Raw genomic sequence first — 13,787 nt, 5'->3', positions numbered from 1 at the left:
GGCGAATCGATAAGGTGGGCGATCTGGTTACGCCGGGCTTGCACGCATGGACAACTTTACGATTCATAAATGGTGTTGACGTAAGCCGAAGGGGTTGCTACAATAAACCTCAGTAAAGGACTCGGCATTATCAATAACATACTTAGTTGACCGGCCAACCGGAGACACGCGATTCAAGCGATGTCTCCTTTTTTGCGTTTACCGGTACTGTACCGGAAGCGTACCGCAGTGCCGAGCGAGGAGAGAACAAGATGAATATTCGCAAAATAGCCGAGATGTGCGACGTGTCGGTATCGACCGTGTCGCGCATTCTGAACAACAAGCCGGACGTCAACGCGGAGACGCGGGAGAAAGTCATCCGGTTCATGAACGAGCACGGGTTCAGGCCCACCGTGGTGACGAACCGGCAGGAAACGGTCGGCATCGTGACGCCGGTCGTGTCGTTTCCGGAATACATGGGAGAGCTGATGAACGGCATCATGGAGAAAGCCTATTCGCTCGGTCTCTACCTGACGCTGGTCCCTTACGAGGGCAGGGCGTTCAAGGACGCCGGCTCCGCTGCGCATTTTTGCCGCTCCAACGGGTTCAAGGGTCTGATCGCGATCAATCCGCCGCTGCAATCGTCCCTGCCGCAGGCGCTCGTCGCGGGCGGTATCCCGCATGTCGTCGTGGCGGCGTCTTATCCGAACTCGGACGTCTCCTGGGTCGACGTCGACAATGCCGACGGCTGCAGACAGGCCGTGCGGCATCTGCTCGAATTGGGCCACCGGCGAATCGCGCTGCTTCATGCGCCCGTCGCGCATCCGTGCGAAGCGGACCGGGTTCGGGGCTATTACGAAGCGATGCGGCTAGGGGGGATCGAGGTGGGCTCCGGCTGGGTGCAGGAGCTGGACGCGAACCGCGAGCCGGTCAAGGACACCGTCCGGAAAATGCTGCAGGAAGCCAAGCCCACGGCCGTCTTCTGCTCGACCTACCGCGGCACGCTGGCCGTCAGCGGCGGCCTGCAGGAGCTGGGGCTGCGCATCCCGGAGGATATCGCCGTCGCGGGCTTCGGCGATTACGACGTATCGCCGCTCATGAATCCGCCGATGACGACGGTTCATCAGCCGATCGCGGACATCGGACGAATGGCCGTCACCGTCTTCGATAAGCTGCTGCGGCAGGAAGACTACGCCCGCATTCAGACGTTGCTGCCGGCGCGCTTGATCGTGCGCGCCTCCACGAAGGGGGAATGAGACATGTCAACCGCTTCATTGAGCGAAGGCGCAAAGCCGAAAAAGCTCGGTTTGTTAAGGAAAATATGGCGCGTTCGGCAAGCGTATTTCTTCCTCATCCCTGTCTTCGCCGTGCTCGGCACGTTCAAATACGGACCGCTCGTCGTCGCCGTGCAGAAGTCGTTCTTCGATTGGAACGGCGCGAACGTCGATCGGTTCGTCGGCTTCGCGAATTATGCCAAGGTGCTGCACGATGCGTCGTTCCGGGGCTCGATCGGCCACGCGCTCGCGCTTACGGCCGGCGCGCTGGCCGAGACGCTGACGCTTCCGCTGCTGGCTGCCGTGCTTGTCTTCCATATCCGGCGCAGGCGGCTCGCGGAATGGGTCCGCGTGCTGTTCATCGTGCCGCTGATCGTGCCCGCGCTGGTCGTCATCAAGATCTGGACCTGGGTGTACGCCAGCCAGAACGGCATCCTGAACAGCCTGCTCGAGCTGGTCGGCCTGGACGGCTGGACGCATGCTTGGCTCGGCGAGAGCGGCACTTCGCTCTGGGCGCTCGTCCTCTACAATTTTCCTTGGATCGGCGGTATCTACTTCCTGATTTACTTGGCGGGACTGCTGAACATCAAGGCGGAGCTCTTCGAGAGCGGCAGCCTGGACGGCATGGGCGTCTGGCAGCGATTCCGTTACTTGGAGCTGCCGCTCATCCGCGGCCAGATCCGGCTCGTCGCGCTGCTGGTCGTCATCGGGCAGCTGCAGAACTTCGAGCTTCCGCTGATCCTGACCGGCGGCGGTCCCGGCGAATCGTCGCTGACGCCGGCGCTCTATCTGTACGACCGGGCCTTCACCTATAACGAGATGGGGTATGCGTCGGCGCTCGGCATGGTGCTGTGCGTCGGCATCCTCATCGTGACGCAGGCGATCCAGAAGGTATTCAAATCTTCCGAGACATCGGGTTAGGAGGCGGGCGCGCATGAAGATCAGAACGAATCTCCGGACGGCGGCGCATTATGCCGTCGTGTCGGTGCTGCTGCTAGCCACCCTGTTCCCGTTCTATATGACGTTAATCAATTCGTGGAAGCACCGCAGGGACTTATACGAGCATTTCTGGGGCTGGCCGACGCATTTCTATGCCGACAATTACGCAACCGCCGCCCGCTATTTGCTGCCGTACATGCTGAATTCGGTCATCGTCGCCGGCGGCATCGTGCTGGTGGTGCTCATCCTGTCATCGATGGCGGCTTTCTCCTTCGCGGCGTACGACTTTCCGGGCAAAGGGCTGCTGTACGTGCTGGTCATCATGATGATGATGATTCCGGGCTTCCTGCTGCTCGTGCCGCAGTTCGTGCTCGTGAAAGGCATGGGGCTGCTCGACTCGTACGCCGGCCAAATCTTCCCGCCGGCCGCCGTAGGCTCGGCCATGGGGACGATGCTGATCCGGGAGTTCCTGGCGGGACTGCCCGCCGGCTTATTCGAGTCGGCGCAGCTCGACGGGGCCGGCTCGTGGCGGATCTACAGCCGAATCGCGCTCCCGCTGGCGAAGCCGATCCTGTCGGTCGTCGGCATTCTGACGGCCATCAGCGGCTGGAACAACTACATCTGGCCGCTTGTCATCATCTCCGACGAGAAGCTGAAGCCGGTCATTCTGGTGCTCGGCACCATATCCGGCACGATCGAGCAGGGAATGGGGCTGCAGCTGGCCGGGTACGCGTTTGCCTCCCTGCCGTTTCTCGTCCTGTTCCTGTTCGCGACCAAGCCGTTTATCTCGGGTCTCACGTCGGGAGCTATAAAAGGTTAAGAGGCAGCAGACGATCCGATTTCGAGCAGGAGGTGACCCTATTGCTTCCGTAAGCGGGGAGCAGCACGCGCTTGAGCCGATGAAATACGCAACTCAATACGAACAAGACTCAATACCTACTAAGAACGAGACGCAGCACCTACTAAGAACAAGATTCAATACCTACTAAGAACGAAACGCAGCAACTACTAAGAACGATAGGAGAGATTCATCCATGTCATTCCTTTCATTGAAACGCATGCAAAAGCCGGCGGTCCTCGCCCTCGGAGCGGCCCTGCTCGCGGGCTGCTCGAACAACGCGGCGCCAGCCGGCCAGGCGGACCCGGGCGGCGGCAGCGAGGCCAACGGCTCGGGAAAAGCCAAGCCCGTCATCCAGTTCACGACCAGCAAGAGCAAGATCGAGGACGACAACAAATTCTACGAGAAGCTCGTCGGCGACTACAACGCCAACCCGAACGCCAAGGCCGAAGTGAAGCTGACGCTCGCCAACTGGGGCGATGACGGAACCGCCCAGCGTACTTGGGTGACGACGCAGCTGATCGGCAACAATGCGCCGGACCTGTTCCAATCCAAGTACCTGTGGTCGCAGGAGGATTACGGCAAAGGACTCGTCGCCGAGCTGACCGGCGATCTCGCGCAGCCGAATCCATACGCCGACGGCGCGGACTGGCGCGGTACGCTGTCCGATACCGTCATGGCCAATATGTTCGTGCCCGGCACCGACAAGTTCGCGGGCATTCCCACGTACTCCGCCACGATCCGGTTGTTCTACAACAAGGACCTGTTCGACAAGGCTGGCGTCACGGCGCTGCCGGAGACATGGAACGATTTTCTGGCCGCGCAGGACCTCATCTTGAAGTCGGGCGTGACGCCGATGGCGATCGGCTTCGCCAAGCAGGGCGGCGACCGGCCGGACTGGATGCTGCGGTATTTGTCCGACCAGACGGTCGAGCAGCTGGTGCCGAAGATGGACCTGGACGGCAACAAGCTGGTCGGCTCCAACGAGATCGTCGCGGCGATTGACGGCGGCCTGCTCGACTTCGCCAAGGAACCGTGGAAGGACGTATTTCCGATTCTGAAGGATTGGACCCGTTTCTGGCCCAAAGGGTTCAACGGCGTCACCGTGGACGACGCGGCCGAGATGTTCCTGCGCGGCGACGCGGCGATGATTCTCGCCACCCCGGACTTCACCAAGCAGCTGGAGGGCATGAATTACGGCGTCATGCGGGTGCCGCATCTCACGAAGGAGAATCATCCGATGGCCGAGAACAAGTATTACGAGGTGGCTTCCGGCAATCCGGACGGCGTCTACGTCATGCCGAAGACGATCTCGGCGGAGAAGAAAGCGGGCGCCGTCGATTTCCTGATGTACTTGACCTCGCCGTCGGTGCAGAAGGCAATCGCCGAGCAGCTGTTCCGGGTGCCGGTGCTGAAGAATGCCGATCTCCCCGAGAATATCAAGCAATTCCTGGCGGTCAACGAACCGTTCAAGATGAACCTGTTCGGGCCGGCGTTCAGCAAGAACCTGTACGACACGTTCGGAAAAGACGGGCAGCTGTATCTCGACGGATCGATGTCCTTGGACGCCTTTCTCGGTAAAATGAACGGCGTAGCGAAGCAGGAGGCGGACGCGCTCAAGCAGTCTCAGGGCTGGAACGAGGCGAACGGCTACGGAACCAAAAAATAACGGCAATGCGGCAAAAGGAGCGGCTTATGAGCACCAATCGAAAAAGACCGAACGTCATCGTGTTTTTCACCGACCAACAGCGCTGGGACACCACCGGCATCCACGGCAATCCGCTCGGCTTGACGCCGAATTTCGACCGCATGGCGCAGGAAGGCACGCACGCGGCGCATTCCTTCACCTGCCAGCCCGTGTGCGGCCCCGCGCGTTCCTGCCTGCAGACCGGCAAACACGCGACGTCGACGGGCAGCTACCGCAACGGCATCCCCCTCGCGGAAGGCAACGTAACGCTGGCCGAGCATTTCGCGGGGGCCGGTTACCGCACCGGCTACATCGGCAAATGGCATCTCGCGGACGAGGAGCCGGTTCCGGCCGGCAAGCGGGGCGGCTACGATTATTGGCTCGCGTCCAATACGCTTGAATTCTCGTCGGACAGCTACGACACCGTGATGTACGACGGGAATAATCAAGCGGTGAAGCTGCCGGGCTACCGGGTGGACGCGATGACGGACGCGGCGATCCGGTTTATCGACGGGAACCAGGACGATCCGTTCTTCCTCTTCCTGTCGTACATCGAACCGCATCATCAGAATCACCTGGACAATTACCCGGCTCCCGTCGGCTACGAAGGCCTGTATGCGGGACGGTGGACGCCGCCGGACTTGGCCGCGCTCGGAGGCACCGCCGCGCAGCATCTCGGCGGATATTACGGCATGGTCAAGCGGCTCGACGAGGCCCTCGGACGGCTGAACGATGCGCTGCGGAGCCTGGGACTTGCCGAGGATACCGTGATTCTGTTCACGTCCGATCACGGCTGCCATTTCAAAACCCGCAACGCGGAGTACAAACGCTCCTGCCACGACAGCTCGATCCGCGTGCCTACGGCGCTCATCGGTCCGGGATTCAGCGGAGGCGGCAGGCTGAAACGGCTCGTCAGCCTCGTCGATCTGCCGCCGACGCTGCTCGACGCGGCATCCATTCCGGTGCCGGATGAGATGGAAGGCCGCTCGCTGCTCCGGGAGCTCCGGGGCGAGGCGGACGACGAGCCGAACGACGTGTTCGTGCAGATCAGCGAAACGCAGGTAGGCCGGGCGCTGCGCACGCCGCGCTGGAAGTACAGCGTGTCGGCGCCGGGCAAGAACGGATGGGACGAAGCGGCATCGGATACGTACCGCGAGGAATTTCTGTACGATCTGGAGGCCGACCCGCACGAGCTGGCGAACCTGATCGGGCTGGACAGCTACAACGAAGTGACCGCCGGGCTGCGGGAACGGCTGCTGGAACGCATTCGGGAGGTGGAGGGCGCTTCTCCCGTTATCGAGCTGGCGGAGAGCAGGCCCTCGGGGCAGCGGCGTGCTTCTCTGCGCTAGCCGGCGTGGCGGCAGCCGGTGCGGGCTGCGCACGGGAGGGCTGGAATCGTTGGATTCCAGCCCTTTTCGGCATTCCGGGAAGTTAATCATCGCGCTGCTGGTTGCCAATGCATGCCGGTGCCGTCATATTTGCGAGAATGAACGTAGCAGCACCTCTCAGCAGACGTAACGATTGTACGGATCGCTATTCGGCTCAAAATGCCCATTCTAGAACGCTAACGGTTACCAGGAGGCTTATTGCATCATTTTTCCATTAAATCCATGCCTATGCGCCAAATAACCTCCGTGACAATCGTTAGCGTTTTATAAGCAGCGATTTTCGCGAAATAGCAACGCTGACAATCGTTAGGCGTCAGGGTGAAATTACGTTGAACGAGAGACGGCCGGAGCCTGGCGCGGTCTAGAATTGCGTGCGGGTGTAAGGAGCAGCAGCCGGGCACGGTCGGGTGTTAGGATCATGTAAGTGTCAGTTACAGGTGCCGAGCACGAGGGGCCGGGTGCCGGGAGCAGGTGCCAGGCGTGGCGCGATCTGGTGTTGCGTGCGGGTGTAAGGAGCAGCAGCCGGGCACGGTCGGGTGTTAGGATGATGTAAGTGTCAGTTACAGGTGCCGAGCACGAGGGGCCGGGTGCCGGGAGCAGGTGCCAGGCGTGGCGCGATCTGGTGTTGGGTGCGGGTGTAGGGAGTAGCAGCCGGGTACGGTCGGGTGTTAGGTGCAGGTGCAGGATGTAAGTGTCAGTTACAGGGGCCGAGCACGGGGGCCGGGTACTCGTGCATGGTACCGGGCACGGTACTGGGTGCCGACTGCCGCGCGTCGCCCTTCGCGCGGCGCAGCGCTCACAGCCGATGATGCTCGCGGTAACGGGAAGGGCGCATGCCCGTTGCCCGCATGAAGCTACGGCTGAGCGAGAAGCCGTTCTCGTAGCCGCACGATAAGGCGATCCGGTCGAGCGTCCAGTCCGTGGTGAGAAGCAGCTTCCGTGCTTCGGCGATGCGCAGCGACAGCAGGAACTGCTGCGGTGCGATGCCGTACGCACGCTGGAAGCGGCGGGTGAACTGGACCGGCGTCAAGCCGCCGCGCGCGGCGGCTTCGCCAAGCGCGGACTTCGCGCCGACATGCGTCCGCAGCCAGGCAACGGCCGTATCCATCTCGGCATCGGAGGGCGGTGAAGTTTCTTCGCGCTTGCCGGCCGCCTCCAAGCATTGCAGCCAAATATCCGCCCCGTAGTGCGCGCCGTACGGACCCCAATCGGCGGCTTCGTGCAGCGGCAGCGCCTTGAGCCGTGCCAGATCATGATGCAGCCTCGCGGCATCGGCGATGCGCACCCTGCCCTGCGGCAGGCGGGATACGTCGTCCGTCCTCAGATTGAAGCTGATGAACGCGAAGGAAAGCGGTTCGATCACCTCCCGCTCGAAGCGGACACGCGGCGGGCAGACGACGACGTCGCCGGCTTCGGCCGTCCCTTCGCTGCGCTGAATTCGATATCGGAACGAGCCGGCTTCCACCGCGAACATCACCCACTTGTCGTAGGTATCTTCCGCGAGCTGAAACGTTTCTTTGCGATGCCAATACGTCCATTCGGTATCATCTGGAAAAGGGTAGGGCCATGTCTCCTGCATATCGGCACCTCGCATGAAAGTAAAGGTATGGCATGAGAAAATACAGCCATTCCATAGTAGTTCCCTTCATTGTAGCATGAAATTAAAGTCTTATTCCTACTAGTGGAGGGGTTTCGGATGTTGGAGCAAACTGTAAAAACGGATATCGTCGTCATCGGCGGCGGATTGGCCGGCGTATGCGCGGCGGTAGCTGCGGCAAGGCTCGGCCAAACGGTCTCTCTCGTGCAGAACCGGCCGGTGCTCGGCGGCAATTCGAGCAGCGAGGTTCGCGTGTGGGTATGCGGCGCGACGGCGCACGGCAATAACCGGTTCGCCCGCGAGACGGGCATCATGGGCGAGATGTTCGTGGAGAACCAGTATCGGAACATGGAGGGGAATCCGTATTTTTGGGACCTCGTCGTACTGGAAACCGTCAAAGCCGAGCCTAACATTCAGCTGTTCCTGAACACGGACGTGCATGAAGTGGAGGCGGAAGGTCCGGCGGAAGACCGGCTGATCAAATCCGTTACCGGTTGGATGATGGGCTCGGAGCGGCGGATCCGCTTCGAAGGCGAACAGATTCTGGACTGCACCGGCGACGGGCTGGTCGGTTTCCTGGCCGGGGCGAAATACCGGATCGGTCGGGAAGCGAAGGCCGAATTCAATGAGGACTGGGCACCTGAGGCAGAGGACGGCATTACGCTGGGCAGCACGATTTTGTTCTATTCGAAGGATGTCGGCCGTCCGGTCAAATACGTTCCGCCTTCTTTTGCCAAGGATATCACGCAGACGAGCATTCCGATCCGGCGGGTCATCCGCAGCGGAGATTCCGGCTGCCACTACTGGTGGATCGAATGGGGCGGCGAGCTGGACACGGTGCACGAGAACGAGCGCATCCGCGACGAGCTGTGGTCCGTCATTTACGGCATCTGGGATTATATCAAGAACTCGGGCCAATTCGAAGCGGACAACATGACCTTGGAATGGGTCGGCTCGGTTCCGGGCAAGCGGGAATACCGCCGTTTCGTCGGCGACTACATCCTGAATCAAAACGACATCGTCGAACAGCGGCCGTTCGAGGACCGGGTCGCGTTCGGCGGCTGGTCGATCGACCTACATCCGCCGCAGGGCATGTATGCCAGCGAGGACGGCTCGAAGCATTTCCATTCGGACGGCAATTATTCCGTTCCGTTCCGTTCGCTCTATTCCGCGAACGTGCGCAATCTGCTGTTCGCCGGACGCAATATTAGCGCGTCGCACGTGGCGTTCGGCACTACCCGCGTCATGGCGACCTGCGCCGTGATCGGCGAAGCGGCCGGGACGGGGGCCGCGCTGTGCGTGCAGAAGGGCATTACGCCGAGAACGCTGCATGCGGAGCATCTGCAGGAGCTGCAGCAAACGCTGCTTCGGCAGGACGCCTCGGTTATCGGACTGCGCAGCGAAGACGCGGAGGACTTGGCGCGGCGGGCTTCGGTCGACGCCTCGAGCGCGCTGACGCTGGAGCAATGGCCGCTGGAAGGGGAAGCAGGAACGACGGCCGCGTACGTACTGGAGAAGCCGATCGGCATGATCGTGCCGGTCGACCCGAGACTGGATACCGTGGAGCTGCTCGTCGACGCGGACGAGGACACGGAGCTTGTCGTCGAACTGTGGGAGACGGGCCGCGAGGAGAATTACATCCCGCATCGCTTCGTGTCCAGGCACAGCTGCCGCGTAGCCGCCGGAGAGAAACGGTGGGCCGCCATCGACGCGAGCGGGGCGCAGCTGCCCGCGGCGCCGTGCAACGCGTTCCTCGTCGTTCGCGAGAATCCGTCGCTGCGCCTGCATGCCGCGGAAGGGAACGTTTTCGGCCTGCTGGGCTTCGAATACCACGGCGCGATGCCGTTCGAGAAACACGACGAGGAGAGCCAGCGCGTCACGAAATGGCGCCCCGGGAATTTCCGGCGCAAACCGTTCTGCATCAAGCTGTCCCCGGGCACGGATGCGTATTCGGCCGCCAAAGCGATCGATGGCTTCACGCGTCCGTTCGGCGGACCGCATCTGTGGATGTCGGCGGCGGTCGGCGGCGGACAGGAAGCTTGGCTGCGCCTGCAGTGGACGGCTCCCGTCAACATGCGGTCCATCCACTTGACGTTCAACGACGACGTCAACGAGGATCTGATCAACCTGCATCACCATACGACGCCGTTCCCCGTCCTGCCGGAGCTGGTCAAGGATTGCCGGATCGAGGCGCTGGTCGGTGACGAATGGACCGTGCTGGAGCGGATCGCAGACAACCGCCGGCGCAAAAGAGTCGTGCAACTTCCGGCCGCCGTTGCCGCCTCCGCGATTCGGGTCGCGGTCGAAGCGACCAACGGCTCGCCTTTCGCGCAGCTGATCGAGATTCGGGTGTACGGGTAAAGCGACGCTGCATCTCCAGACTGGCACCGCGAAAAAAAGCCACTGCAACCACGTTAATTATTCATGTGGTTGCATTGGCTTTTTGCTTTCATAAGGGTTCAGCTCAGCATGAGCAGCTCCTTGATTTCATCCTCGGTCAGCAGGGCGAGCGGCTCCTCGCCGGGACGAACGACTTCGTCGATGAGGTTTTTCTTGCGTTCTTGGAGCTCCACCATTTTGTCTTCGACGGTACCCTCGGCAACGAGTCGGATGACCTGCACGACGTTCTTCTGCCCGATGCGATGCGCGCGGTCCATGGCTTGCTGCTCGACGGCCGGATTCCACCACAAATCATAGAGAATGACGGTGTCCGCGCCGGTCAGGTTGAGGCCCGTGCCGCCTGCTTTGAGCGAGATCAGGAACAGGTCGCCTTCGCCGGCGTTGAACCGGTCGCTCAGCTCGATGCGCGCGCTCGGCGGCGTGCTGCCGTCCAAGTAGAAATAGGGAACCTCCCGCCGGATGAGCTCCGAGCGGATCAGCTTCAGCATCTCGACGAACTGCGAGAACACGAGCATCCGCCGACCTGCCGCGCGGCATTCTTCGATGAGGTCCAGCAGCTGTTCGAACTTGCCCGAGCTGCCCGCGTAGTCGTCGACGAACAGCGCGGGATGGCAGCACAGCTGGCGAAGCCGCGTGAGGCCGGCCAGGATACGGATGCGATTCTTGTTCAGCGTATCCTTGTCCAGATGCTCGAGTGCCTCGACCCGCAGCTTCGCGAGGTACGCGGCGTACAGCCGTTTCTGTTCCGGCAGCAGCGCGGACGCCTGGACCGACTCGATCTTCGGCGGAAGCTCCTGCAGCACGTCGGCTTTCACCCGGCGCAGGAGGAAAGGGCGCGCGCGCTTCGCGATCGTCTCCCGAGCGAGCTCGCCGAACGCCTTTCGGCCCGGGAACAGATCCGGCGAGACGGCGTCGAACAGGGACCACAGCTCCTCGAGCCGGTTCTCGACCGGCGTGCCCGTGAGCGCGAAGCGATTGCGGGCCTGCAGCAGCTTCACGCTCTGCGCCGTCTGCGTCGCATAGTTCTTGAACGCCTGCGCTTCGTCGAGAATCAGCGTGTGGAACGACAGCGCCGCATAATCGACGACGTCACGCCGCAGCAGCGGGTAAGACGTAATCAGAACGTCGGCAGAAGATTGGCCGGCGAGAATGGCATCCCGTTCCGCTTTTGTCCCGTCCACGACGGCCGCCCGAATATGCGGCGCGAACTTGCGTATCTCGTTGCGCCAATTGTAAGTCAGCGAAGCCGGCGCCACGATGATGGCGGGCAGCCGCTCCTCGCGAATGCTCGGCAGCATGGACGAGAGGAAAGCGATGGCTTGCACCGTTTTGCCGAGGCCCATGTCGTCCGCGAGAATGCCCCCGAACCCGTAATGCGCCAGCGTGCGCAGCCATTGGTAGCCGTAGGCCTGGTAGTCCCGCAGCGGATGGCGCAGCCCGTCCGGCTCGGGGAAATCAAGATTTTCCGGATTGCGCAGGTTATCGAGCAGCCGCCGGAAAGCCTTGTCCAGCTTGACCGTGCCTCCCTGCCGGGGGGCGTCGATCAGGTGCAGGCCGCGGAACAGCGGGATGTGAATGCCCGAGGCGCGCAGGTCCTTGACCGTGATCCGGCCTTCGTTGATGAACCGGATGACTTCTTTCATCTCGTCGCTGTCCAGCGGCAGGAGCGCTCCGGTCGGCAGGCGGTGGTAGGTTCTTTTCTCGTCGATGGACTTCAGGATCGCCTTGATCTCCGATTCCGGAATGCCTTCGATGTCGAACTTGACGTCCAGCCAGTTGCTGCGTTCGTTCAGCGTGAGCATGACGTTCGGCGGCGTGCTGCCGAGATGGATGCGCGTCCGGACCGCGGAGGTGGCGTGAACGGTCAAGAGCTTCTCCAGCTGCGGCACGACGTGGAAGAGAAACCGGTACTCCCGTTCCTCGTCCCCCAGAAAATACCCCGCCTCCGTCTTCGCCATCGCCGCTCCCTCCATCAAGGCGAGGATCCGGCGTTCCTTCTCGCCGTCCCGCACGAGAATCGGGCCGCTGCTGCGGGCCTCGTGCTCCGTCTCGAGCGGATTGATCACGAGGTCGCCGTAATGGAATTCGAGCGCCGCGAGCAGCCGGTCGCGCACGCGGTCGAGATACAGCTTCGCCCGCAGGGGGCGCTGCGTAATCCGTTCGGCCACGGAATCGGCGATGCGAACGCTGCCTAGCTTCAGCAGGCCCGGCATGACCCGATCCATGAACGGCTCGATCTGCGCCGGCGGAAGCGGAAGCTGCCCGGGCTCGACCGAGCGATCGAGCAGTTCTTGCAGCTCCAGCAGCCGCGCGCAAGCTTCGGGCGTCTCCCGCAGCAGCTTGCCTTCGGCGAGGACGAGTCCGTAGGCGTCCAGGATGGTCATATCCGACAGCCCCTGCACGCGCAGCCGGCAGCCGGTTCCTTCGGTTTCTTCTTCGAGCTCGAAATGCAGCGGCAGCCGCTCGTCCGCGACCGCGACGGTCGCGTAGACGACCTTATCCAGCTCCATCACCGCGGAAGGCGCTCCGCACAGGGCGATGAGGAACGGTTCCCACGCCGCGGGCGGGACAGGCAGCATCCGCTCCCCGCTGAGGGGAGCGGCATAAGCGGCATGGATGCCGCCTGTTTCGCGGTATAGGCGCTCTTGCCGTTCCATGGCGACGAGCTGCTCCAACACGGCATAGTCCGCTGGCTGAAAGCAGTGCAACCGCGGGTCGTACGCGACCGACTTGGAAATGTCATAAGGCTCGCCCTCCGCAATGCACTGCAGGAAGGCGCGAATGTCCGGCACGATCACCGGCCGCTTCGCGCCGGCCCGAATCTCGACGCCGAGCATCCGTTTCCCGCGGCTGTACGTGAACGGCTTGCAGACGAACGTCAGGTCTAGCGGCGCGCGCGTATCGAACCGCGTCCGCGACGCGGGAACCGAGCGCCGCTCCGCCAGCGGCGAGAACATCGCGAGCAGCCCTTGGGCCAGCCCGTTCGCGCGCTCGGTTTCCCTGCTGCGCGCGCGGTCATCGCGTTCGGCGTCGCGTTCATCGCCGCGACCGTCTCCCTCGAAGCGGCGGCTGCCGGATCCGGCAGCCGGCCCATGCCGATCATCGTCGCCGTCGTCCCCGCGATCGGCAATCGCGCTGCTGCCGGCGAGGCGCTTCGAACCGCCCATGCCGGCGTTCCCGCCGCCGCGGCGCCCGGCGAGACCGCTCGAACCGGCATGGTCCAGGTCCGCGGCCTCATCGCCGCGATGGCTGCCTCGTTCGGCCGTGCCGGCTATTCCGTTCTTGCCGGAAGCTCTCGCTTTCTTCGCTGTCTTCCCGGCGGTTCCGATCGCAGCTCGCCCCTGTCTAAGAGCAGGCGAATTCGGCGCCCGGCCAGCTTGCTGGGCGTCGTGAATGAGCAGCAGCACCGCGGCGATGTGGGAGCAGTATTTGTCGTAGGAGGACAGCGAGGGGCAGGTGCATTTGGCGGAGACGTCGCCGTCATCGTCGATCCGCAGCGTAACTTCGAAGCTCTCCTGCAGCTTGACGGAAGCTTCGCATCTACCGGCGTCAACGTCGTAATACGTCACGGCGACTTTGCCGCTGCGAAATGCGGCCTCGCCCCTTTTGTATGACAGCTGACCGCACATCGATTGAATGGCGGCCAACGTTAACGGGTGGTTCATGCGGCGGTCAGCCTCCTTGT

At 62.5% G+C, this 13,787-nt stretch carries 8 protein-coding genes; 6 read left to right on the top strand and 2 right to left on the bottom strand.

The window, feature by feature from the left end:
- Positions 1-146: 146 nt before the first annotated feature.
- The 5 genes from GT003_RS17930 to GT003_RS17910 all read left to right on the top strand — a co-directional run bounded on the left by GT003_RS17930 (position 147) and on the right by GT003_RS17910 (position 6,066).
- Positions 147-1,235 (top strand): LacI family DNA-binding transcriptional regulator, encoded by a 1,089-nt coding sequence (locus GT003_RS17930; protein WP_275589177.1) that lies wholly within the window; start codon positions 147-149, stop codon positions 1,233-1,235.
- A gap of 3 nt (positions 1,236-1,238) precedes the next feature.
- Positions 1,239-2,174: a carbohydrate ABC transporter permease gene (locus tag GT003_RS17925; RefSeq protein ID WP_161700289.1), complete on the top strand. Its 936-nt coding sequence runs from the start codon at positions 1,239-1,241 to the stop codon at positions 2,172-2,174.
- 13 nt (positions 2,175-2,187) lie between these two features.
- The gene (locus GT003_RS17920; RefSeq protein WP_161700287.1) at positions 2,188-3,012 is read left to right on the top strand and encodes a carbohydrate ABC transporter permease; all 825 of its coding nucleotides are present in this window, start codon (positions 2,188-2,190) and stop codon (positions 3,010-3,012) included.
- Between the two features lie 214 nt (positions 3,013-3,226).
- Positions 3,227-4,699 carry an ABC transporter substrate-binding protein gene (locus GT003_RS17915; protein ID WP_161700285.1) on the top strand — a complete coding sequence of 491 codons (1,473 nt, stop codon included), beginning with the start codon at positions 3,227-3,229 and terminating at the stop codon, positions 4,697-4,699.
- A 26-nt stretch (positions 4,700-4,725) separates the two neighbouring features.
- Positions 4,726-6,066, top strand: a complete 1,341-nt coding sequence (locus GT003_RS17910; protein ID WP_161700283.1) for a sulfatase family protein — start codon at positions 4,726-4,728, stop codon at positions 6,064-6,066.
- Between the two features lie 835 nt (positions 6,067-6,901).
- On the opposite strand, the gene GT003_RS17905 is transcribed toward GT003_RS17910, so the two are convergent.
- Positions 6,902-7,684: an AraC family transcriptional regulator gene (locus tag GT003_RS17905; protein WP_161700277.1), complete on the bottom strand. Its 783-nt coding sequence runs from the start codon at positions 7,682-7,684 to the stop codon at positions 6,902-6,904.
- Positions 7,685-7,801: 117 nt separating this feature from the next.
- Between GT003_RS17905 and GT003_RS17900 the strand changes: the two genes are divergently transcribed.
- On the top strand, positions 7,802-10,063 hold the full coding sequence (locus tag GT003_RS17900; RefSeq protein ID WP_161700275.1) for an FAD-dependent oxidoreductase: 2,262 nt from the start codon (positions 7,802-7,804) through the stop codon (positions 10,061-10,063).
- 98 nt (positions 10,064-10,161) lie between these two features.
- Here the strand turns inward: GT003_RS17900 and GT003_RS17895 are convergent, their stop codons facing one another.
- Positions 10,162-13,767: a DEAD/DEAH box helicase gene (locus GT003_RS17895; protein WP_161700273.1), complete on the bottom strand. Its 3,606-nt coding sequence runs from the start codon at positions 13,765-13,767 to the stop codon at positions 10,162-10,164.
- Positions 13,768-13,787 lie beyond the last annotated feature (20 nt).

Source organism: Paenibacillus sacheonensis (assembly GCF_009909195.1).
Lineage (GTDB): Bacteria > Bacillota > Bacilli > Paenibacillales > Paenibacillaceae > Paenibacillus_Z > Paenibacillus_Z sacheonensis.
Note: the sequence above shows the minus strand (reverse complement) of the source record. Positions and strands in the feature narration are given on the sequence as shown.